At 52.0% G+C, this 22,308-nt stretch carries 24 protein-coding genes and 3 tRNA genes; 14 read left to right on the top strand and 13 right to left on the bottom strand.

Annotated elements, in window-relative coordinates:
- Positions 1–120: 120 nt before the first annotated feature.
- From OGV94_RS20275 to holD, 6 genes are all read right to left on the bottom strand, one after another.
- Positions 121–282 carry a DUF1328 domain-containing protein gene (locus tag OGV94_RS20275; protein ID WP_003019081.1) on the bottom strand — a complete coding sequence of 54 codons (162 nt, stop codon included), beginning with the start codon at positions 280–282 and terminating at the stop codon, positions 121–123.
- A 127-nt stretch (positions 283–409) separates the two neighbouring features.
- Complete coding sequence (osmY, locus tag OGV94_RS20270) at positions 410–1,027, bottom strand: molecular chaperone OsmY (RefSeq protein WP_043018333.1); 618 nt, start codon at positions 1,025–1,027, stop codon at positions 410–412.
- Between the two features lie 307 nt (positions 1,028–1,334).
- Positions 1,335–2,924, bottom strand: coding sequence for a peptide chain release factor 3 (prfC, locus tag OGV94_RS20265; RefSeq protein WP_016151601.1), 1,590 nt, complete (start codon positions 2,922–2,924; stop codon positions 1,335–1,337).
- A 92-nt stretch (positions 2,925–3,016) separates the two neighbouring features.
- Complete coding sequence (gene yjjG / locus OGV94_RS20260; RefSeq protein WP_043018332.1) at positions 3,017–3,697, bottom strand: pyrimidine 5'-nucleotidase; 681 nt, start codon at positions 3,695–3,697, stop codon at positions 3,017–3,019.
- A 14-nt stretch (positions 3,698–3,711) separates the two neighbouring features.
- A complete protein-coding gene (gene rimI, locus OGV94_RS20255; protein WP_043018331.1) occupies positions 3,712–4,158 on the bottom strand; it encodes a ribosomal protein S18-alanine N-acetyltransferase in 447 nt (148 codons plus the stop codon).
- Positions 4,127–4,540 (bottom strand): DNA polymerase III subunit psi, encoded by a 414-nt coding sequence (gene holD / locus OGV94_RS20250; protein WP_047406371.1) that lies wholly within the window; start codon positions 4,538–4,540, stop codon positions 4,127–4,129. Before holD ends, rimI begins: the two co-directional genes overlap by 32 nt.
- 102 nt (positions 4,541–4,642) lie before the next feature.
- Here holD and rsmC point away from each other — a divergent pair, with 102 nt between their 5' ends.
- The 4 genes from rsmC to OGV94_RS20230 all read left to right on the top strand — a co-directional run bounded on the left by rsmC (position 4,643) and on the right by OGV94_RS20230 (position 6,215).
- A complete protein-coding gene (rsmC, locus tag OGV94_RS20245; RefSeq protein WP_286518169.1) occupies positions 4,643–5,674 on the top strand; it encodes a 16S rRNA (guanine(1207)-N(2))-methyltransferase RsmC in 1,032 nt (343 codons plus the stop codon).
- A gap of 222 nt (positions 5,675–5,896) precedes the next feature.
- Positions 5,897–5,983, top strand: a tRNA-Leu gene (locus OGV94_RS20240).
- A gap of 28 nt (positions 5,984–6,011) precedes the next feature.
- Positions 6,012–6,097 (top strand) — tRNA-Leu (locus tag OGV94_RS20235).
- A 32-nt stretch (positions 6,098–6,129) separates the two neighbouring features.
- Positions 6,130–6,215: transfer RNA gene (locus OGV94_RS20230), tRNA-Leu, on the top strand.
- Between the two features lie 39 nt (positions 6,216–6,254).
- Here the strand turns inward: OGV94_RS20230 and OGV94_RS20225 are convergent.
- Positions 6,255–6,530 (bottom strand): DUF1435 domain-containing protein, encoded by a 276-nt coding sequence (locus OGV94_RS20225; RefSeq protein ID WP_043018328.1) that lies wholly within the window; start codon positions 6,528–6,530, stop codon positions 6,255–6,257.
- A gap of 216 nt (positions 6,531–6,746) precedes the next feature.
- Between OGV94_RS20225 and OGV94_RS20220 the strand changes: the two genes are divergently transcribed.
- Complete coding sequence (locus OGV94_RS20220) at positions 6,747–7,823, top strand: GGDEF domain-containing protein (RefSeq protein ID WP_286524237.1); 1,077 nt, start codon at positions 6,747–6,749, stop codon at positions 7,821–7,823.
- A 108-nt stretch (positions 7,824–7,931) separates the two neighbouring features.
- Positions 7,932–8,720: a siderophore-iron reductase FhuF gene (fhuF, locus tag OGV94_RS20215; RefSeq protein ID WP_047406377.1), complete on the top strand. Its 789-nt coding sequence runs from the start codon at positions 7,932–7,934 to the stop codon at positions 8,718–8,720.
- A 29-nt stretch (positions 8,721–8,749) separates the two neighbouring features.
- Here fhuF and OGV94_RS20210 read toward each other — a convergent pair whose 3' ends face one another.
- Both OGV94_RS20210 and OGV94_RS20205 read right to left on the bottom strand, forming a co-directional pair.
- Positions 8,750–10,093 (bottom strand): PTS sugar transporter subunit IIC, encoded by a 1,344-nt coding sequence (locus OGV94_RS20210; RefSeq protein ID WP_043018325.1) that lies wholly within the window; start codon positions 10,091–10,093, stop codon positions 8,750–8,752.
- A complete protein-coding gene (locus tag OGV94_RS20205) occupies positions 10,083–10,223 on the bottom strand; it encodes a hypothetical protein (RefSeq protein WP_181230801.1) in 141 nt (46 codons plus the stop codon). Before OGV94_RS20205 ends, OGV94_RS20210 begins: the two co-directional genes overlap by 11 nt.
- Positions 10,224–10,458: 235 nt before the next feature.
- Between OGV94_RS20205 and OGV94_RS20200 the strand changes: the two genes are divergently transcribed.
- On the top strand, positions 10,459–10,917 hold the full coding sequence (locus OGV94_RS20200; RefSeq protein WP_199994964.1) for a YbaK/EbsC family protein: 459 nt from the start codon (positions 10,459–10,461) through the stop codon (positions 10,915–10,917).
- Between the two features lie 57 nt (positions 10,918–10,974).
- On the opposite strand, the gene bglJ is transcribed toward OGV94_RS20200, so the two are convergent.
- Positions 10,975–11,652, bottom strand: coding sequence for a DNA-binding transcriptional activator BglJ (gene bglJ / locus OGV94_RS20195; RefSeq protein WP_199995012.1), 678 nt, complete (start codon positions 11,650–11,652; stop codon positions 10,975–10,977).
- Positions 11,613–12,338: a helix-turn-helix transcriptional regulator gene (locus tag OGV94_RS20190; RefSeq protein WP_080625757.1), complete on the bottom strand. Its 726-nt coding sequence runs from the start codon at positions 12,336–12,338 to the stop codon at positions 11,613–11,615. The genes bglJ and OGV94_RS20190 overlap by 40 nt, the downstream gene beginning before the upstream one ends.
- A gap of 451 nt (positions 12,339–12,789) precedes the next feature.
- Here OGV94_RS20190 and OGV94_RS20185 point away from each other — a divergent pair, with 451 nt between their 5' ends.
- From OGV94_RS20185 to opgB, 6 genes are all read left to right on the top strand, one after another.
- Positions 12,790–13,566 carry a threonine/serine exporter family protein gene (locus tag OGV94_RS20185; protein WP_043018522.1) on the top strand — a complete coding sequence of 259 codons (777 nt, stop codon included), beginning with the start codon at positions 12,790–12,792 and terminating at the stop codon, positions 13,564–13,566.
- Positions 13,557–14,030, top strand: coding sequence for a threonine/serine exporter (locus OGV94_RS20180; RefSeq protein WP_047406380.1), 474 nt, complete (start codon positions 13,557–13,559; stop codon positions 14,028–14,030). The genes OGV94_RS20185 and OGV94_RS20180 overlap by 10 nt, the downstream gene beginning before the upstream one ends.
- A gap of 123 nt (positions 14,031–14,153) precedes the next feature.
- Positions 14,154–14,693 carry a primosomal protein DnaT gene (dnaT, locus tag OGV94_RS20175; RefSeq protein WP_043018320.1) on the top strand — a complete coding sequence of 180 codons (540 nt, stop codon included), beginning with the start codon at positions 14,154–14,156 and terminating at the stop codon, positions 14,691–14,693.
- A 2-nt stretch (positions 14,694–14,695) separates the two neighbouring features.
- Complete coding sequence (gene dnaC, locus OGV94_RS20170) at positions 14,696–15,433, top strand: replicative helicase loader DnaC (RefSeq protein ID WP_043018319.1); 738 nt, start codon at positions 14,696–14,698, stop codon at positions 15,431–15,433.
- Positions 15,434–15,503: 70 nt separating this feature from the next.
- Complete coding sequence (locus tag OGV94_RS20165) at positions 15,504–15,995, top strand: YjjA family protein (RefSeq protein ID WP_043018318.1); 492 nt, start codon at positions 15,504–15,506, stop codon at positions 15,993–15,995.
- A 231-nt stretch (positions 15,996–16,226) separates the two neighbouring features.
- Positions 16,227–18,518, top strand: a complete 2,292-nt coding sequence (opgB, locus tag OGV94_RS20160) for a phosphatidylglycerol--membrane-oligosaccharide glycerophosphotransferase (RefSeq protein ID WP_181230803.1) — start codon at positions 16,227–16,229, stop codon at positions 18,516–18,518.
- A gap of 105 nt (positions 18,519–18,623) precedes the next feature.
- On the opposite strand, the gene OGV94_RS20155 is transcribed toward opgB, so the two are convergent.
- Both OGV94_RS20155 and OGV94_RS20150 read right to left on the bottom strand, forming a co-directional pair.
- Positions 18,624–20,069 carry a tagaturonate reductase gene (locus tag OGV94_RS20155; RefSeq protein WP_080625761.1) on the bottom strand — a complete coding sequence of 482 codons (1,446 nt, stop codon included), beginning with the start codon at positions 20,067–20,069 and terminating at the stop codon, positions 18,624–18,626.
- 13 nt (positions 20,070–20,082) lie between these two features.
- Positions 20,083–21,105, bottom strand: coding sequence for a zinc-binding alcohol dehydrogenase family protein (locus OGV94_RS20150; RefSeq protein ID WP_032942306.1), 1,023 nt, complete (start codon positions 21,103–21,105; stop codon positions 20,083–20,085).
- Between the two features lie 137 nt (positions 21,106–21,242).
- Here OGV94_RS20150 and OGV94_RS20145 point away from each other — a divergent pair, with 137 nt between their 5' ends.
- Positions 21,243–22,157, top strand: coding sequence for a GntR family transcriptional regulator (locus OGV94_RS20145; protein ID WP_003019148.1), 915 nt, complete (start codon positions 21,243–21,245; stop codon positions 22,155–22,157).
- The last annotated feature ends 151 nt before the right edge of the window (positions 22,158–22,308 follow it).

Genomic DNA, 22,308 nt, shown 5'->3' with positions numbered 1-22,308 from the left:
TCTGCCTTCCTGTTGTTTTTGTAATAGGAGAACAAAGTAACGCAAAATGCCTGCCGCTAAAACCGTAAAAGCCAGTCCGCTGGACTGGCTGAGTAGCAAGATATCTTTACGGTTTACTTACTAGGGTCGTTTACGCCCGGTAAACAGGCTGACCAGAAACAGAATGATCCCCACCACAAAAACAATTTTCGCTGCGCCTGCAGCGGTACCCGCCAGTCCACCAAAACCCAGTGCAGCGGCAATTAACGCGATAACCAGAAATATGATGCCCCATCGAAACATGTGCTTCTCCTTTACCATAGTTAATGTCACCGCTTGATATGAGCACTCAGGCTGCCCATCGGCGATATTTTCAGTGTGGTGCACAACACGCCTCCCGACAAACGTCAGGAGGACGAATTAAGTCTAATTAGTGAGTTTTAAGATCGTTTTTGACGCTTTTCACGCCATCAATTGCTTTGGCGATGCTTTCAGCGCGATCGCTTTGAGCCTGTGATTCAACGGTTCCTGAAAGCTGTACCACGCCATCGGTGGTTTCAACCTTCACTTTGCGGGAAGGGACAATATCATCGGCCAGCAGTTTGGCTTTTACCTCACTGGTGATTGCCGTATCGCCCGCATAGCCTTTTACAGAAGTATCTTTGCTATCACGCACGTGTAATTTGTCGCTGACGGAGGTCACACCCTCTACGCCTTTCGCCACTTTCACCGCCTCTTCGGCTTGTGCCTGGCTTTCAACAAACCCGCTTAGCGTCACCACCTTCTGATCGGTTTTGACGGAAATATCGGTGCTCTTAATGCTATCGTGGTCCACCAGCGCGGCTTTCACTTTCGCGGTGATGGTGCTGTCATCCATGAAATTACCGACTTTGTTCATAGAGCTATCGACTTTCTGCCCCGCACTTTCGACGCCGGATTGCGCTTTATCCGTCGTGGAGTTTTCTGCAAAAGCAGAACCCGTTGCAACAGCGGAAGTCAGCATCACGGCCAGCAGCGTTTTAGAAATCTTAAGTCCTGTCATTGTCATCGATGTATTCCTGTATGTTTGCTAAAAGCTATGCTCTGCCGTTATAGGGCTTGAGCCAGCAACTAATCTTGTAAGTGGAATAAATATCAGCAATAGAAGCTGCAACAGGCAGCCTAAAAAGCATTTAACGCCGACATTTATGTCATCACATTGTTAAATATAGTTCAGGATTTCGTGATCGCAGTCCAGATTGACTAAAAAACAGGCAAACAAAAGAAAAATGAGAGGTTTTAAGAACATTCCGCAAGGGATTTAAAAGACAGGGAAAGTTGCAGGGCACGGCGGATACCGTGCCCTGGAAGGTCGATTAGTGTTCGCGCGTTTTACGGAACTGAACGTCTGGGTAACGTTCCTGGGTGAGATTCAGGTTAACCATGGTCGGCGCAATATAGGTCAGGTTATCACCGCCATCCAGCGCCAACTGAATTTCGTTTTTACGCTTGAATTCTTCGAATTTCTTCACGTCAGAACACTCTACCCAGCGGGCAGTCGCCACGTTGACCGACTCATAAATCGCTTCAACGTTGTATTCGCTCTTCAGGCGTGAAACCACCACGTCGAACTGCAGCACACCGACAGCGCCCACGATCAAATCGTTATTGGCGATCGGACGGAAGACCTGCACTGCACCCTCTTCTGACAGCTGAACCAGCCCTTTCAGCAGCTGTTTCTGCTTCAGCGGATCCTTCAGGCGAATACGACGGAACAGCTCCGGCGCGAAGTTCGGAATACCGGTGAACTTCATCATTTCGCCCTGGGTGAAGGTATCACCAATCTGGATAGTGCCGTGGTTGTGCAGACCAAGAATATCGCCCGGATACGCTTCTTCCACGTGAGAACGGTCACCAGCCATAAAGGTCAGCGCATCGGAGATAACCACGTCTTTACCAATGCGCACCTGGCGCATTTTCATGCCTTTTTCGTACTTACCGGACACCACGCGCATGAACGCCACGCGGTCACGGTGTTTCGGGTCCATGTTGGCCTGAATTTTAAACACGAAGCCGGTGAACTTCTCTTCGGAAGCCTCAACGACGCGGGTGTCGGTTTTACGCGGCATCGGCGCAGGTGCCCACTCCACTAAACCGTCCAGCATATGGTCAACGCCGAAGTTACCCAGCGCGGTACCGAAGAAGACCGGGGTGATTTCGCCTGCGAGGAACAGCTCATGGTCGAATTCGTTAGACGCGCCCTGCACCAGCTCCAGTTCGTCACGCAACTGCTGCGCCAGGTCTTCGCCCACGGCAGCATCAAGTTCCGGGTTGTTCAGACCTTTAACAATGCGGACTTCCTGAATGGTATGGCCTTTACCCGTCTGGTACAGGTAAGTTTCGTCTTTATATAAGTGATAGACGCCTTTGAACAACTTACCGCAGCCAATCGGCCAGGTGATCGGCGCACAGCCGATTTTCAGTTCGTTCTCGACTTCATCCAGCAGCTCCATCGGATCGCGGATGTCACGGTCGAGTTTGTTCATAAAGGTCAGGATTGGCGTATCGCGCAGACGGGTAACTTCCATCAGCTTACGGGTCCTGTCCTCAACGCCTTTTGCGGCGTCAATAACCATCAGGCAGCAGTCCACCGCCGTCAGGGTACGGTAAGTATCTTCGGAGAAGTCTTCGTGCCCCGGGGTATCCAGCAGGTTGACCAGGCAGTCATGGTACGGGAACTGCATTACGGAGGTGGTAATCGAGATACCACGCTGCTTTTCCATTTCCATCCAGTCAGATTTGGCATGCTGGCTGGAGCCACGGCCTTTTACCGTACCGGCGGTCTGAATCGCCTGTCCGAATAACAGTACCTTTTCAGTAATTGTCGTTTTACCGGCATCCGGGTGAGAAATAATGGCAAAAGTGCGGCGTTTGGCCACCTCTTGCAAATAAGGAGACAACGTCATAGTCAAATCTTCTTAGGTAAGCACGGCAACGGGCCGTGCAAGTTGAATACGAAAAATTGCGGCTATTTTACCCATCAACGGGGGGGAGGCAATCAGTGTTTACACAGGAGTTGCTCCAGTTCGCTTAATGACGCTACGGTCCAGGTGGGCTGAATGCCCGCTGGCTGCTCGCGGTGGTGCGTATTTAGCCAGCAGGTGGATAGCCCAGCGTTAATGCCGCCAAGAATATCGGACTCTGCGGTGTCACCCACCATCAGCACACGGGAACGGTCAGGATTGCCCGCCTGCTCCAGCGCATGGTCAAAAATACGGGGATCGGGTTTTGCCACGCCAACCTGCTCAGAAATCACCAGCAGGTCGAAATAGTCGCGCAGCCCCGTCCGCTCAAGGCGGATTTGTTGCAACGCCGTAAAGCCGTTAGTAATGATGCCGATTTTCGCTTTACCACGAATCGCATTGAGCAGAGAAACCGCCCCTGGCAACGGCGAGCAGATTTCCGCCATCGCATTGATGAATGCGTCGTTAAGCTGGCCTGGCTCGACCTTCAGGCGTTCAGCCCAGCTCTGGAAACGGGCATGCTGCAGTTGTAATGAGGTAATCGCGCCGTTTTGATAATCCACCCACAGCGGTTTATTTACAGCCTGGTAGTCCTGAAAATCTTCAGCGGTAAAAGTAATGCTATAGTCGAGAAACATCCGCTGTAAGCCGGTAAACGAGTCAAACGTAAACAGCGTTTCGTCGGCATCAAAGAAAATCCAGTCCCACTTCTTCATCATTACACCTTGTCTTACATGCTGATTGGTAATGCCATGATAATGGCATCTTCATGACCATCGGCCGTCGGATAGTAATTGCGCCGGATCGTTGCCTCATTAAAGCCCAGGCTTTCATATAGCGCGATAGCGGCAGCATTTGAGGCGCGCACCTCAAGCCACAGGGTCAAAATGCCACGCTTTTCCAGCTCATCGATCAGGTGCTCCAGCAGCTCACGCCCCAGGCCCCGGCGCTGAAAGTCAGGATCAACGGCGATATTGAACAGCGTAGCTTCATCCAGCACGACCTGCGTAATCGCAAAGGCGGCCATCACGTCGCCAACCCTCAACTGAAAATTGAGGTAGCGATCGCCCTGGTTGCTGGCAAATGTTTTTTCACTCCACGGAAAAGCGTGGGCGCGTTTTTCAATCTGAAATGCTGCAGGTAAATCAGTCGGCTCGAGGGAAGAAATCGTGTTCATATGCGCAGATTTGTTGCCATAACGCGGCGCGGGCCGCTGGGTTTTCCCGTAATTCATTAAACGCAGGACTCGCGACCTGAGCGCCCTCCAGCAGCAGCGGCTCATCGGTTCCCAGCCGCCAGCTATTACAGCGGCTGCCCTGCGGCAGCATGGCGACACGGTCAGGCGTCAGTTGTAAAACCTGATCCGGGCTGACGGTTAATGCGCGTAAAATATCGCTCATCAACGGTTCGGTTAGCGCGGGTAACTGTGCAGCAACCATCACCAAACGGACATGCGCAGGAATTGAAATCGCGATCTCGCCCTGCAGTGCGCCAGGACGACGCAACGACCACTGCGTAATGCCCAGTTGCTGTAACTGCCAGTCTCGTCGGGATGTCATAGCGAAACACTCCTGTAATCAGGGGCGCAAATATAGCAAATTTGTCGAATCCGCGCCATCAAACAACTATAATCCCCCGCTGTACAATTTAAGGAGCACTCCATGTCTGCTTTTACCCCGGCAAGTGAAGTCTTGCTGCGCCACAGTGATGATTTCGAACAAAGCCGTATTCTGTTTGCCGGTGATTTGCAGGATGACCTGCCTGCCCATTTTGAAAGCGCCGCCAGCCGTGCGCACACTCAGCAGCTTCACCACTGGCAGGTGCTTAACCGCCAGATGGGCGACAACGTTCGCTTCAGCCTCGTCGCGCAGGCCGATGACGTCGGCGATAGCGATACGTTAATCTACTACTGGCCGAAGAATAAGCCGGAAGCCCAGTTCCAGTTGATGAACCTTCTTTCGCTGTTACCGGTAGGTACTGATATTTTTATGGTGGGTGAGAACCGCAGCGGCGTACGTAGCGCAGAGCAAATGCTGGCCGAATACGCGCCGCTGAACAAAGTCGACAGCGCGCGTCGCTGTGGCCTGTACCATGGTCGTCTGGAAAAACAGCCGGTCTTTGATGCCGAAAAATACTGGGATGAATACCAGACCGAAAATCTGACCATCAAAACGCTGCCGGGCGTATTCAGCCGCGACGGCCTGGATGTTGGCAGCCAACTGCTGCTCTCCACGCTGACGCCACACACCAAAGGCAAAGTTCTGGATGTCGGCTGTGGCGCGGGCGTACTCTCCGTCGCGTTAGCCAGCCACTCGCCAAAAGTGCGCTTAACCCTGTGCGATGTTAGCGCCGTCGCGGTTGAAGCCAGCCGCGCAACGCTTGCCGCCAACGGGATTGAAGGTGACGTCATCGCCAGTAACGTCTTTTCTGACGTGACGGGTCGCTTTGATATGATCATCTCCAACCCACCGTTCCACGATGGGATGCAGACCAGCCTCGATGCCGCGCAGACGCTGATTCGCGGCGCAGTGCGCCACCTCAACAGCGGCGGTGAGCTGCGTATCGTGGCGAACGCCTTCCTGCCTTATCCGAAGGTACTGGATGAAGTGTTTGGCTTCCACGAAGTTATCGCGCAGACCGGGCGCTTTAAGGTCTATCGCACCGTTATGACGCGCCAGGCGAAAAAAGCCTGACCGATCCAGGCCGGATAAGGCGTTTACACCGCCATCCGACGTGACACCGATCAACGCCGGATAGCGCTAGCGCTTATCCGGCCTGGATAAAACGCCAAACCCCGAAGAAACGCCTTTTTTTTCGGCAATCACGTTAAGTTCGATAATTAACTGTTGACGCCCTGCATAAAATCTCTAGAATTCGCCCCCGTGGTAACGATACTTTTTGAGTGTCGATGGTATGCGAAGGTGGCGGAATTGGTAGACGCGCTAGCTTCAGGTGTTAGTGTCCTTTCGGACGTGGGGGTTCAAGTCCCCCCCCTCGCACCATAATCCACGTTGATATTGCTCGCACTGGGCGAAGGTGGCGGAATTGGTAGACGCGCTAGCTTCAGGTGTTAGTGTCCTTAGGATGTGGGGGTTCGAGTCCCCCCCCTCGCACCAACGAGGCGATATCAAAAAAATAAGATGACTGTGCGAAGGTGGCGGAATTGGTAGACGCGCTAGCTTCAGGTGTTAGTGTCCTTAGGATGTGGGGGTTCGAGTCCCCCCCCTCGCACCAATTATCTTATTCCCCTCTCGGTTTTCTTCCCTGTTTTGTTCATCCCTGATTCCAGTTCATCATTATCAGAACAATGCCGCCGATCAGCGCCGCGCAAGAAGGCAACAACACAAAGTGCCGTAAACGCTTGTGGTACAACATGAGCGAAGTCAGAAGTAATCCTAATACAATCATCGCCTTCCATACGTAGACCGACAGGTCACTAAATGCCATCCCGGCAATAAGTATTCCCGGCAGCAGAACCCCCCATCCACTGCCCAGCGTACGTTGCAACATGGTATCACCTATGAAATTGATAATGATAACCAATATCATATGATAAATTTTCTCATTTGTCAGCTATGGGGCACTATCAATTATATGAGTTTTACTTAACGATTGATGACATAAATAATTTAAGGTGATAAATTGCTCGCCGGTTAGCTTTTCAACTAAAAACAATAAAAACCTCAGCGAATGTTACCCCGTTCGTTATTTGTTTTATTTACCAACACACCTTCGTACATTGCAGATAACTAACAATATTTACCTATGACAGTACAATCCTGGCGAACTCTGCGTACCAAAAAATACCAACTCTCTTTACGACTGTTTCTGCTGCTCAATGCAATCTCTGCACTGTTTACGCTTTTTTTCCCACTGTTTGCGGTGAAAGCTCTGTCTGTACCGGCACTGCTGATGCTCGTAATGAGTACATTGTTGCTGGCATGGCATGGGAAATATGCGGACAAAAGAATTAATCTCCCTTTTATTTCAATCGTTTTTGGCTTGCTATGGGCGTTACATATTTTCCTGAAATATAACGCGCTAGGTCATAATGATTATTATTTTCTATTGATCGCCCTTCTCAGCGTGCTGTTTATTGGATCTATCGCTTTTGCCAATAATATCATCGCGTTTACGCTTCACTCATTGCCATCCGTCGCCGTCTGTTTATGGCTGAACGGCAGCGAGCATGGTTTGCGAATTTTCTATTTTATGGCGCTGCCCATGGCCGGGATTGCCATCCAGCATGCAATACAAAAGCGCTACGATGGCTTCGCCCAACAGCTGATGTATAAACTGCTGGAAGAACGGGAAACCCTGAACGGACTCAGCATGCTCGACCCGCTGACCGGTTTGTACAATCGCCGGGGGCTGCAACACAGACTTGATACGCTGCTGGCCCTGAGTAATTCGAAGCACTACGTCCTGCTGCTGGATATCGACCATTTCAAAGCCTATAACGATCACTACGGGCATATGATGGGCGACCAGGCACTGATCCGGGTTTCTGCCGCGATTCGTGACTCCGTGCGTTCCCGGGACGTGGTGGCGCGCTTTGGCGGCGAAGAGTTTATGGTTCTGCTGACCGCAGTCGATCCCCAACAGGCCCAGGCAGCCGCCGAGCGCATTCGCCAGAAAGTGTACGACCTTAAAATTCCCCACATGTTTAATGAGAGCGTGGCAACTAACGTAACCGTTAGTATCGGCATTGCGCCTCTTGTTGAGCAGGATATTGAGGCCGCTATTGCCCGAGCGGATAAAGCCCTTTATGAGGCCAAGAACCTTGGGCGCAACAGCACGCTGGTCAGCGATGAACTGCGGGTAAACTGCCCTTCTGCCTGAGCTATCTGTGCGGTGTCGCCCGAGATGGCGACAAAGATCTTGCCATCGCTCAACGCCAATTATAGGATTAGCAATCATTATCATTAAGATTAACATCCTTATATCGACATGGCTTATCGTTCCGCACCGATCGTTGAAGATGTCATCTGGCGTAGCCATCTCCCGGCAAAGATCCCCTCGCTGGCTGCTGCCGTACGCGCAACGATAGCCAAAACCCGTGAGCACCTGCTGGACTTCATTCGTCTGGACGAAACACCTGTACCAGGTGCGATGACGCTGCATGAATGGACGCAACCCACGACGTTAAGTTCATTGCTGGCGGTTTATTCAGACCATATTTATCGCAATCAGCCCACGCTGACACGCGAAAATAAGCCGCTGATTTCTCTCTGGGCCCAGTGGTATATCGGCCTGATGATGCCTCCGCTCATGGTAGCTCTGCTGACGCAAAAAGAGGCTATCGATGTCTCTCCTGAACACATGCACGTAGAATTCCACGAAACGGGCCGTGCAGCCTGTTTCTGGATCGATGTGCATCAGGATCACCAGGCCACGGTCCTGTCTCCTCAACAACGTATGGAAACGCTGATTCTCACAGCGCTGACGCCGGTTGTGCAGGCGCTGGAAGCGACAGGCGAGATCAACGCGAAGCTTATCTGGAGTAATACGGGATACTTAATTCACTGGTACTTAACGGAAATGAAGCCGTTGTTAGGTGAAGAACTGTTGAACACGTTGCGCCAGACCTGCTTTTTTGAGAAACAACTCTCCTGCGGCCAGGATAACCCCCTGTGGCGTACCGTTGTTCCACGCGAGGGACTACTGGTGCGCAGAACCTGCTGCCAGCGCTATCGCCTGCCCGATGTTCAACAGTGCGGTGACTGCACGCTGAAGTAAGCGAGGAGCCGTAGCCCCCCGCCAACACTTTATGCAACCTGCTGACTTTCCTCTTCTATACGCTGCGCTTCTTCTTTTTCCTGCGCTAATAGCTGCTTTTCGTAAACCTTAAAGAATGGAAAGTAGATAACAGCAGACACCAGCGCCAGTAGAACAACCAGAATGGCCGCACGATAATCCCAGCCTAACGCCCATGCCGCGCCAACCGGTGCCGGGGCCGTCCAGGGAACGACTGAAATCACTCGCCCAATTAAATCCAGTTTCATCGCCGCCCACGCCAGTACCGCATTCACCATCGGGGCCAGCAAGAAAGGGATAAAGAACACAGGGTTCATGACTATCGGCGTACCGAAAATCACCGGTTCGTTAATGTTAAAAATGCTGGGGACCACGCTCAAACGTCCGATCGAGCGTAGATGGGCCGAGCGACTCCGCAGATAGCAAATCACCAACCCCATCGTCGCGCCGGAACCACCAACCACAATGAAGAACGTCCAGAATGCTTCCATAAAGATATGCGGTAAAGGCGCCCCCTGCGCCAGCGCCGACTGGTTCATCCCGAGATTGGTGAGCCAGAACATTTGCAGCATTCCCGACACAATTGCCGCGCCATGAATGCCGGCAAACCACAGCAGATGGCCGATCAGTACTGCCAAAAGTATCGCCGGGAGAGAATCTGCCGCCGACACCAGTGGTTTAAAGATGGCCATGATGGCCTGCGGGATCAGCATGTCAAACTGCGACTGAATCACCAGGCTCAACGGGTACAGCGTCAGCACCACCACCAGCACCGGGATCAGCAGATCGAAGGAGTTTTTGATCATCGGCGGCACTTGATCGGGTAAACGAATGCCGATGTTGTGCGCCTTCAGGAAGCGCATCATTTCAACACAGTAAATGGCCACCAGGATAGCGGTGAAAATCCCCGTACCGCCCAGGCTATCAACCGGCATCGTGCCTTTGGTTTTCGGTGCAGCAATCAGTAAAAAAGCCATGATCGATAGCATCGCGCACATGAATGGATCTAACTGATGTGACTTCACATAGTGCTTGCCCAGGTTATACGCAATAGCCGCACAGATGTAGACCGACATAATCCCCATCGTCATATCAAACGGTGTAAGGATTTGGCCTTCAAACTGTTTCGCCATATCCAGCCACGCGCGGGCAAACCCCCAGGTCGTATCAGGAGAAAAAGGCGGGTAGGCAAAAACCAGCAAAAACGAGCCTACGATCATAAAGGGCATCGCCGAAATAAACCCATCGCGGATGGCCATCACATGACGTTGTGAAGAAATGCGTCCGGCAACAGGACTGACATAGTTTTCAACAAAGCGGAAAATTACATTAAACACAGCATGATTAGTAGACATAGCCGTTCTCCCGTTGTGCAAAACCCTGCAACCGTGCTGGCATTAACACCACCACGTAAAGCCCATTACTACTTTTCGCAACCGTGCCGGGAGGAACGCCAGCGCTACTGCATTTTGAGTTAAGTTTCATAGTTGGCTCTTATTATGTGATACAGAGGAAGTGACAACTTCAGTATTAATCGTCATTTCAGCATTCTGCAACCGGTTACTGTAACCGGTTTCTTTGATTGTGAAGAGGATCGAAAAACTGCCAATGTTGCCATGTTGTTACATTAAAATATTTACAGCGAGCTTGCCCCTATGACAAATTACGCCATGCGGTTTTCTGCTGTACGCAGCTGCCTGTAGGCGATTTGGAGAGAAGAATGAGTTTGCAATCAGTGCGCCAATTTTTAGCGCAACATGCACCAGATATTGAGATCATCGAATTAGATCAGAGTACCGCTACCGTCGATCTGGCAGCAAAAGCCCATAACGTCGAACCCGGTCAGATCGCGAAAACGCTTTCGTTGAAGGTCAGGAACGACATTATTCTGGTCGTCGCCAAAGGTGATGCCCGACTGGATAACAAAAAGCTAAAGAGTACGTTCGGCGCCAAGGCCCGTATGTTGAGTAGCGATGAGGTGGTGAACGCGACGGGTCATCCCGTTGGCGGCGTTTGCCCTTTCGGACTGGAAACGCCGATTGCGGTGTACTGCGACGTCTCGTTAAAGCATTACGCTGAAGTGCTTCCCGCCGCAGGCGCCATCCACAGCGCTGTTCGAATCACGCCGGAAAGGATGGCTGAGCTGACTTCCGCCACCTGGGTGGATGTGTGTCAGTGAGGCTTCATGCCCCGTGCCAGTAGCAAAACCCGGCACGGGGCGATCTGACATGACCCCTTAAGAAGCAGCCTGCAGGAAAGGCACCGGTTCACCTGCACGCAGATACAACAGAATATCTGCCGCATCCAGCAGTCCGGCATCTGAGCTCACGCCAAGTTTCGACATCACATTAAATTTATGTGCCCGAATAGTTTTAATATTCCGCTCAAGCTGCACAGCAATCTGCGGCATTGAATAGCCATTCGACATAAAGCGCAGTATTTCGCGTTCTGTCGGGCTGAGCATCCGGCTTTGATTGATATACCAATGGTTTTTCGAACCTTCGGTTCCTCGGCTGGAGCAATTCAGTGCCGTAAATAGCGCGTCCTGAAGTACCGTTAACGAGGAAGATTTACTCACAACACCATCTAGCGGCAAGGGTGACAGAGAGCCAATTAAGCGCGCCTCCGCATCATCATCGGCAATGACCACACGCTTGATGCGCGGAAAATTAATCGCCAGCTCAGTCAGATAGGCAAGTCCAGCTCTGCGATCGGTTCTGATTGCAGAGAGAGAGAAAATAACTGCCGAAAATGGCGTTTTTAACATCGCCTGACTAAAGGCAGGCTGATTAGAAAAAAGATGAAGTTTATATCGGTCATCCGGCATGGTATTAAATAAACTCTTAATACCCACACTACTCATCGCGCACTTTTCTACCAGTGCGACGTTTCTTTTGATGCTTCTGTTTTCCATTCCGTGGTCTCTCCATAAACTGAAGGTAAATTCAGTTCTCGCGATCCTTGAGAACTGTTTATCCATGCGTACATTTCTGCATTGCTGTGTATTGATAAGCGACGCATAGCGCTGTTCTTTTGGGCACTGATTGTTTTATTGCTTTTCTTCAGCAATGTCGCAATCTGATTAATTCCCCAACCTTTTCCCAGCAGTCTCAGCACTTTTCTCTCCGAGAGCGTAAGTACAATTGAGCGGGCGCTATGGTCTGCTAACTCTGGCATCACGGGCGGAGAGAGCAGCGACTTGCTAATTCTCTCAGCACGAGTATTTCCTGCGTGAATAACATTCACTAAACTTTCAATCGGCTCGGCATCAGATAACAGCGAACTGACAGGACACATCAGCAGCTCAATGGCCAGAGGATAAAAAATACGGGAAACGAGAAATACCCAGTGAATATCACGGTATTGAGATAATAAAGAGTAATATTGTTCGCAGACTGAACGTGGATGATTACAGTCTCCGGATAAATCAGCAACCACCAAATCAGCGCACCGCAGCTGCAACAATGTCAGTTCTTCAACGGAACGACAGTAGGTAAGTTCGTAATCAGCGAACTGCCCCTGCATTACACCTTTAAGTCCGGTTTGTACGATTGGTAATTTACTAATAATAATTGCGTTTTTGCGGCGTCCTGGCAACATATCTCCTCCACACTCACCAGTCCGTATTCGCACTTATTAAAAATTTCCTGATAAATTAAAAATATTAATTAACAGAAAACCTCTAAACAATAGACGAGGTGAATTGTTTATCCTTGGCTTTTATTCAAATATAAAGTAATGGCGCTACAATCCCAATAGCGTCAAACTATTGAACCATTATTACAAAATTACGCATAAATACATTCTATGTACAATTAAAAGAACTACAATAGAACATTAGCGTTGCTTACGTATTTGCCATCCTGATAAATAACACTACATTTTCATAAGCGTTGTCTTTATTGATAAGCAGGTAAGGCGTCCAGGCGCGTAAGACCTGCGTCTTTTTTCGACGCAAAGATTGATCTTAGCCAGAGCCAACAGGATCATGCTTCATGATAAAAAGAAGGCATTCTTCATGCAAAGAGATCCTTATCAGTCAGAGCGAGCCATGCAAACAGAGCAGTCGTCACAGCGAACGGTTACACGGTTATGTATTCAATGCGGTCTTTTTTTACTTCAGCATGGGGCAGAAAGCGCGCTGGTTGACGAGCTATCCACCCGCCTCGGGCTGGCGCTTGGCATGGACAGCGTAGAAAGCGCTATCTCCTCTAACGCTATCGTCCTGACCACCATTAAAGATGGGCAGTGCCTGACCTCAACGCGAAAAAATCAGGATCGCGGGATTAACATGCACGTCGTGACGGAGGTGCAGCACATCGTTATTCTCGCGGAACACAAACTGCTGGATATTAAAGGCGTTGAGAAACGCTTTAGCCAGATTAAACCGCTGCGCTATCCAAGATGGCTGGTCGCCTTGATGGTCGGCTTGTCCTGCGCCTGCTTTTGTAAACTCAATAACGGCGGATGGGATGGCGCGGTGATCACCTTTTTCGCCAGCATGGTGGCGATGTATATCCGCCAGATTCTGGCGTCCCGGCATTTGCACCCGCAAATCAACTTTTGCATCACCGCGTTTGTGGCGACCACGATTTCAGGCCTGCTCCTGACGTTGCCGACGTTTAACCACACTCCAACCATCGCCATGGCCGCCAGCGTACTGCTGCTGGTTCCGGGCTTTCCGCTGATCAACTCCGTCGCGGATATGTTTAAGGGACACATTAATACCGGACTCGCCCGCTGGGCGATTGCCAGCCTGCTGACGCTGGCGACCTGCATTGGCGTCGTCATGTCGATGACCTTATGGGGGCTGCGCGGATGGGCGTGATCGATTTCATTTTGGTGCTGATGCAGGACATGATCCTGTCTGCGATCCCGGCGCTCGGCTTTGCCATGGTATTTAACGTACCGCATCGGGCGCTCCCCTGGTGCGCGTTACTCGGCGCGCTTGGGCACGGTTCGCGAACGGTGATGATGAGCACAGGGTTTAATATCGAATGGTCGACCTTTATGGCGTCATTGCTGGTCGGCTGCATTGGGATCCAGTGGTCACGCTGGTATCTGGCACATCCGAAAGTCTTCACGGTTGCGGCGGTGATCCCTATGTTCCCTGGGATCTCCGCCTACACAGCCATGATCTCGGCGGTAAAGATCGGCCATTTTGGCTACAGCGAAGCGCTGATGATCACCCTGTTGACCAATTTTCTCAAAGCCTCATCAATTGTCGGCGCGCTCTCCATCGGGCTGTCCGTTCCGGGATTATGGCTGTATCGCAAACGCCCGCGCGTGTAGCGGCACGCTTTTTTAGCACCTCGCAGAGAGGGGAATCACCCCCTCATCTGCTGCTCTCCTTCTTCTCTGTGTTACTATAAAAGCAGTCCCCTTCTCGGTTGTTGTTCAGTATTGAGAAACATTATGCCCAGCAAAATTTTGACGCCGGACGTCACTAGCATTGACGCCTTACTACACGATCACCACGCGGTGCTGGCCAGGTCTGCAGGCGGTGCCGTAGCCGTTTTCGCCAATAACGCGCCAGCGTTTTACGCGGTGACGCCTGCGCGACTGGCCGAGTTGTTGGCGCTTGAAGAGAAGCTGTCACGCCCGGGAAGCGATGTGACGCTGGATGCACAATTTTATGAAGAGCCGCAAGCCGCCCCCGTTGCCATACCAATGGGGAAATTTGCGATGTACGCTGACTGGCAGCCCGATGCCGACTTTCAGCGCCAGGCCGCCCTGTGGGGCGTGGCGTTAAGAGAACCGGTCACCGCTGAAGAACTGGCCTCATTTGTCGCCTACTGGCAGGCCGAAGGCAAAGTTTTTCACCATATTCAGTGGCAGCAAAAACTGGCGCGCAGTATCCAGATTGGCCGGGCCAGCAATGGCGGAATGCCGAAGCGCGATGTGAACAGCGTCAGCGAGCCTGACAACCATATACCACCGGGTTTTAGAGGATAACGATGAAAAACGTTGGCGACCTGATGAAACGTCTGCAAAAAATGATGCCGGCTAATGTCGAGCCTGCCTTTAAAACGGGCGAGGAGCTGCTGGCATGGCAAAAAGAGCAAGGTGAAATTCGTGCCGCAGCCCTGGCCCGCGAAAACCGGGCCATGAAAATGCAGCGCACTTTCAACCGTTCCGGGATCCGTCCGCTGCATCAGAACTGTTCGTTCGATAACTATCGGGTGGAATGCGAGGGCCAGATGAACGCCCTGAGCAAAGCCCGTCAGTACGTTGAAGAGTTTGACGGCAATATCGCCAGCTTTATCTTCTCCGGCAAGCCCGGCACCGGTAAAAACCATCTGGCCGCCGCCATCTGCAACGAACTGCTGCTGCGCGGCAAGTCGGTGCTGATCATTACCGTGGCTGATATTATGTCGGCGATGAAAGAAACCTTCAGTAATCGTGAAACCAGCGAAGAACAGCTACTCAACGATCTGAGTAACGTGGATCTGCTGGTGATCGACGAGATCGGCATGCAAACCGAATCGCGCTACGAAAAAGTGATCATCAATCAGATCGTCGATCGCCGCTCGTCTTCAAAACGACCAACAGGCATGTTAACCAACAGTAATATGGATGAAATGAACAAACTGCTGGGCGAGCGGGTAATGGACCGCATGCGGCTTGGCAACAGCCTGTGGGTAATCTTTAACTGGGAAAGCTACCGTAGTCGGGTAACCGGTAAAGAGTATTAACGTATTAGGACCACTCCTAAGACTGCCAGCGCTATACTGCGCTGAAAAGGCATAACACGAGTTGCATATAATGATGAAAACACCCCAACGTCTGCTGTGCTGTGCGCTTGCCGCCAGCACGCTCATCTCCACCAGCGTTTTTGCTGCCTCCTGGCAGGATTCACTCTCCAGCGCGGCCAGCGAACTGAGCAAACAAAGCTCCGGCTCGCAGGGCAGTTCGTCGCTCTCTTCCCTGACCAGCCTGCTGAATGGCAGCAATCAGTCGCTGACTTCCAGCAGTATGAATAACGCCGCTGGGATCCTGGAATATTGCGCGAAACAGAAGCTGGCCTCGGTCACCGACACGCAAAACGTCAAAAACCAGGTGCTGGATAAACTGGGGCTCAGTGCTCCTGAGCAGAAGCAAGATACCAACTATATGGACGGTATTCAGGGCCTGCTCAACGCCAAAGATGGTCAACAACTGGACCTGAACACGATTGGCAATAGCTCGCTGGCGAAGCAGGTAAAAACCAAGGCCTGCGATCTGGTGTTAAAACAGGGTATGAACTTCATTTCCTGATGCACGACATGCCGCGTATTACCTGCGCGGCATCAGTTTTTTACCCCATTACATTCACACGTCAAATAACCAGTAAATCCCCTGCAAAAAACACGCATATCTAAACCAATTCTGAATAACAACGTAATTTAATGTCACTACAATTGCAGCAATATAACATCGCTATTACATTGTGCTTTCCCCTAATGATTAGCCTGCCAGGCATGTGCCCGGTTTATTGAGGATCGACCGTTGTCAGAATTAATCTCCATCACTCTGTTTCTCGCTTCAGTGCTGATTTACGCCTGGAAAGCGGGTCGCAACACCTGGTGGTTTGCCGCCACGTTAACGGTGCTGGGGATTTTTATTGTCTTGAATATCACGCTGTACGCCAGTGACTATTTCACCGGCGATGGGATCAATGACGCGGTACTCTACACGCTGACCAACAGCCTGACCGGCGCGGGGATTGGAAAATATATTTTGCCGGGGGTCGGCATCGCGCTGGCGCTGACGACGGTTTTTGTCGCTCTCGGCTGGATCCTACGCCGCCGTCGCCATCATCCGCATCATGTGGGTTACAGTCTGCTGGCCCTGCTGCTGGCGCTGGCCTCCGTTGACGCCAGCCCGGCGTTTCACCAGATAACCGAACTGGTGAAGTCGCAGTCGCGCGATGGCGATCCGGATTTCCCAACGTATTATAAAGAGCCATCGAAAACCATTCCCAACCCCAAGCTGAACCTGGTTTATATCTACGGCGAAAGCCTCGAACGCACCTATTTTAACAATGACGCGTTCCCGGAACTGACCCCAGAACTCGGCGCGTTGAAAAATGAAGGTCTGGATTTCAGCAACACCATGCAGCTTCCGGGCACCGATTACACCATCGCTGGCATGGTCGCCTCCCAGTGCGGTATTCCGCTGTTTGCGCCATTTGAAGGCAACGCCTCGGCGTCGGTCTCAAGCTTTTTCCCCAACAATATCTGTCTGGGCGATATCCTGAAAAACTCCGGCTATCAGAACTACTTTGTGCAGGGGGCCAATCTGCGCTTTGCCGGCAAAGACGTGTTCCTGAAATCTCACGGCTTTGACCATCTGTACGGCGCAGAAGAGTTAAAAAGCGTGGTGGCAGACCCGGCCTATCGCAACGACTGGGGCTTCTACGACGATACCGTACTGGACGAAGCGTGGAAAAAATTCGAAGAGCTTTCGCGCTCGGGCCAGCGTTTTTCACTGTTTACGCTGACTGTGGATACCCATCATCCGGATGGATTTATCTCACGTAGCTGCAACCGTAAACGTTATGACATCGACGGGAAGGCCAACCAGTCGTTCAGCGCGGTCAGCTGCAGTCAGGAAAATATTGCCGAATTTATCAATAAAATCAAAGCATCGCCATGGTTTAAAGATACCGTAATCGTAGTTTCTTCCGATCATCTGGCGATGAACAACACCGCATGGAAGTATCTGAACAAGCAGGATCGCAACAACCTGTTCTTCGTGCTGCGCGGCGACCAGCCGCAGCAGGACACGCTGGCGGTGAAGCGTAACACGATGGATAACGGCGCAACGGTACTGGATATTCTCGGCGGCGATAACTTTATCGGACTTGGTCGCAGCAGCTTGTCGAGCGAATCCGTGTCGGAAGTGTTCCTGAACATCAAAGAAAAAATGCTGGCGTGGAAGCCCGATATTATCCGTCTGTGGAATTTCCCGAAAGAGATGAAAGAGTTCACCGTCGACCAGGACAAAAACATGATCTCTTTCTCTGGTAGCCATTTCCGCCTGCCGCTGCTGCTGCGCGTGTCGGACAAACGCGTCGAACCGCTGCCGGAAAGCGAATACTCGGCCCCGCTGCGCTTCCAGTTGGCGGATTTCGCCCCACGCGATAACTTCGTCTGGGTCGATCGCTGCTACAAAATGGCGCAGCTATGGGCGCCGGAGCTGGCGCTCTCTACCGACTGGTGCGTATCGCAGGGTCAGTTAGGCGGGCAACAAATCGTGCAGCACGTTGACAAAGCCAAATGGAAAAGCAAAACCGTCTTTAAAGACACGGTGATCGACATGGAGCGCTACAAAGGTAACGTCGATACGCTGAAAATTGTCGATAACGACATTCGCTACAAAGCCGATAGCTTCGTCTTCAACGTGGCGGGCGCACCTGAAGAGGTCAAACAGTTTAGCGGCATATCACGCCCCGAATCCTGGGGACGCTGGTCCAATGCGCAGCTCAGTGAAGAAGTGACCATCGAATACAAGGCCCCACTGCCGAAGAAATTCGATCTGGTCATCACCGCGAAAGCCTTCGGTGACAACGCCAATCGTCCGATCCCCGTGCGCGTTGGCAACGAGGAACAGACGCTGGTGTTAGGCCATGACGTCAGCACCACCACCTTGCATTTTGATAACCCGGCGGATGCCAATACGCTGGTAATTGTCCCACCCGATCCGGTCGCCACCAACGAGGGCAATATTCTCGGCCACTCGCCGCGTAAGCTGGGGATCGGGATGGTTGAAATCAAAGTAGTAGCTCAGGGCTCTTAACATGATAGGCCTGATAGCGCTTCGCTTATCAGGCCTATCGTTAACCCCATTTATTGCCTGAAAAAAAACAGCGCCCAACACCACACCGGGCGCTGCATGGCAACCTTATTCCAGACCGTTCACCGCCTGGCGCATACCCTGCACCAGAATCATCTCGAGGTTAGCCGTCACCTGTCCGGCAAGCCCTGGCAGCAACGTTAAATCTTCACCCCAGTGCGCCGTATCGCCGAGCACGGCATCCACCAGTTCACCCAGCGTTAAATCATTGCCTACTCGCGGCCACAGGCTGGCATACAGGCTTACCCACTGTTCATCATCCTGTATCGGATAGCGTTCCCCGTCGCGCTCTGCACGATAAAACGCCAGCAGCGCAGCGAGGGCAAACGTTAACCGCACGGGCCAGCGCCCATTTCGCTGACCCGCCAGCAGCTGCGGCAAAATTCGGGTACGGAATTTAGTCATGCCGTTTAGCGCAATGGAAAGCAACTGGTGACGAATGTAAGGGTTCTGAAAACGCCCGCTTACCGCGTCGGCAAATTCTCGCAGTTCATCCGCCGGAAGATCCAATACCGGTATAATTTCCTCGCCAATCGCCCGCTCGACAAAGCGGTGCACATCGGCATCCTGCATCGCCTCACCGACGGTCTCCAGTCCGCACAGCCACGCCACCGGCACCAGCGCCGTATGCGCGCCATTGAGAATGGCGACCTTGCGCTCTTTGTACGGTTTGATATCGCTCACCACCCGGATGTTCAGCGGACACTGCACCAGCTTCAGCTCCTCTGCCAGCCACTGCGGCCCCTGGATCACAAACAGGTAAAAATGCTCCGCGGTATCGAGAAACGCATCGTGATAGCCAAGCGTCGCTTCCAGCGCGGCAGCTTCTTCACGCGGGTAGCCAGTAACAATGCGGTCGACCAGCGTCGAACAGAAGGTGTTCGCCGTTTCCACCCAATCAGCAAACGACGGAGGAAGCTGCCACTCCTGCGCATATCGCAGCACCAGCGTTTTGAGCGCCTCACCGTTATAGTCGATCAGTTCGCAGGGGATAATCACCCAGCCCTTATCCACCGCCCCCGCAAAATGGTTAAAGCGCTCCAGCAGCAGTCGCGTCAGTTTGGCCGGAAAACTCACCGGCGGGGCATCATCCACGCAGTCTGCCGCGTGATAGCTAATTCCGGCTTCAGTGGTATTCGAAAACACAAATCGGATGTCCGCATTGTGCGCCAGCGCCAGATACGCCGCGAAATCCTGGTACGGATTGATTTCGTTATTCACCGAACGGATAAGCCGCGCTTCGCTCACCGCTTCGCCCTGCTCGTTAAGCCCGCGTATCAGCGTGGTATACAGCCCGTCCTGGGTATTCAGCGACGGCGGAAAATCAGTATTGATCGGGCGAACGATGGTCACGCCAGCATTCAGAGTGGTGTGCTCGTTGAGGATATCCAGTTGCCAGTCGATAAACGCCCGCAGGAAGTTTCCTTCACCAAACTGGATCACGCGCGTTGGGTAGCTGGCCCCCGGAAAATCACGTCGATTCAATGTGTTCATCGCAATTACCCTCTCAGAACGTGATCACGCCTTTAATCAGCTCACGGTTGTTAATAACATCCCGCTCGTAGATTTCTGCCAGTGTGGCAAACGCGTAACGGTGCGTGAGCATCATGTCGGCGGTCAGTTTGCCTTCCGACATCAGACGGCCCACTTTGGCGAAATCTTCCGGCGTGGCGTTGCGACTGCCCATCATGGTGGTCTCTTTCTTGTGGAACTCAGGGTCAGAGAACTGCAAATCACCTTTGAACAGCCCAACAAAAACGATGCTGCCGCCATGGCGAATCAAATTCACCGTGTTGTTCATCGCATGCTGGTTTCCCGTGGCATCAATGACCTTTTGCGCCAGCGAACCGCCAAACTGAGCGCGCAGCTGCGCATCAAAATCTTCAGCGGATGGGTCGATAACCGGGAGTCCCAACCGGGAAGACACGTGCTCCCGACGCGCGGGACTGGTATCGGCGACCACCACCTGTGCGCCATCGGCTTTGGCAATCGCCGCTGCGCCCAGACCAATCGGACCAGCACCGACCACCAGCACCTGCTCACCTGGCGCCACCGCCGCCCGACGTACCGCATGCGCGCTGATGGCGTAAGGCTCAATCAGCGCCGCCGCCTGCGGGTCAATCCCCTGCGCGTCCAGTAAGTTGGTCACCGGAACGGACAGATATTCACTGAAACCACCATCCTGATGTACGCCAATCACCGAAATCTTCTCGCAGCAGTTGGTACGTCCGCTCAGGCATGCCGGACACTGCTGGCAGGCCACGTAAGGAATAACCGCCACCTGCTGACCATTTTTCAGATTCTGTATATTTTTTCCCAGCCCGACAATTTCCCCACATATTTCATGACCTAATACACGTGGGTAGCTGAAAAAAGGCTGATTGCCGCCCCAGGCATGAATATCGGTACCACAAATCCCTACCGATTTAATTTTTATTAATGCTTCGCCCTCACCCGGAATAGGTATTTCGCGTTCTTTCCAGACTAATTTTTTAGGTTCCTGGCAAATCAACGTATTCATCGTAGACATGATTCTGCTCTCCTGTTTTTTTGTTGCCTCAGATATCAACGAAAATAAAAAGGCCGGAGAAAGCAGAAACACAATCTGTGAATTCCAACGCATAAAAATGTTTTAAATCGGGTTTTAATAGGCAAAAAGGAGAAACCATGAGCCGTTCGCAGAACTTACGTCACAATGTGATTAACCAGATTATCGATGATATGGCGCGTGGTCATATCCCTTCCCCTCTCCCGTCGCAAAGCGCATTGGCGGAGATGTACAACATCAGCCGCACCACAGTGCGCCATATGCTGAGCCACTTAGGCGAGTGCGGCGTGCTGACCCAGGTCGGCAGCCACTATGTCATCGTGCGTAAACCCGACCATGACGACGGTTTTGCCTGCACCACCGCCTCCATGACCGAGCAAAACCGGATTTTTGAGCAGGCGTTTTTCACCATGATCAACCAGCGCCAGCTGCGTGCAGGCGAGAGCTTCTCCGAACTGCAGCTTGCCAGAGCCGCGGGCGTCAGTCCGGTAGTCGTACGAGAATATCTTTTAAAATTCGAACGTTACAACCTGATCAAAAACGAAAAACGCGGTCAGTGGAGCATGAAGCAGTTCGATCAGGCCTATGCGGAGCAGCTGTTTGAACTCAGAGAAATGCTGGAAACCCATTCCCTGCAGCATTTCCTCAATCTGCCCGATGATGACCCGCGCTGGCTGCAGGCTAAAACGCTGCTGGAACGCCACCGGATCCTGCGCGACAGCATCGGCAGCAGCTTTCGTATGTTCTCGCAGCTAGACCGTGAGTTTCATGCATTGCTGCTCTCTGCTGCCGATAATATATTTTTCAATCAATCACTTGAAATCATCTCCGTGATTTTCCACTTCCACTATCAGTGGGATGAGAGCGACCTCAAACAACGCAACATCATTGCCATCGATGAACATATGACCATCCTCAGCGCGCTGATCTGTCGCAGCGACCTGGATGCCACCCTGGCGCTCTGTAACCATTTGAATTCAGCCAAACAATCGATGATTCGCTCCATCAACCAGAGTCATAGCGCCGCCCATTAAGTACCGATAAAAAACAGCAAACCATTACCGGGAGCACGATTTTATAAAAATAAAAACGCCTGAAAAATACCTCTTGCCTATGCTCACGCTAAGTCGACTGCATTAAAAACTTTTGTGAGCGGTGATGAGCGAATTGATTCATCACTGGTAT

Source organism: Citrobacter sp. Ce006 (assembly GCF_030336535.1).
Taxonomy (GTDB): domain Bacteria; phylum Pseudomonadota; class Gammaproteobacteria; order Enterobacterales; family Enterobacteriaceae; genus Citrobacter; species Citrobacter europaeus.
Note: the sequence above shows the minus strand (reverse complement) of the source record. Positions and strands in the feature narration are given on the sequence as shown.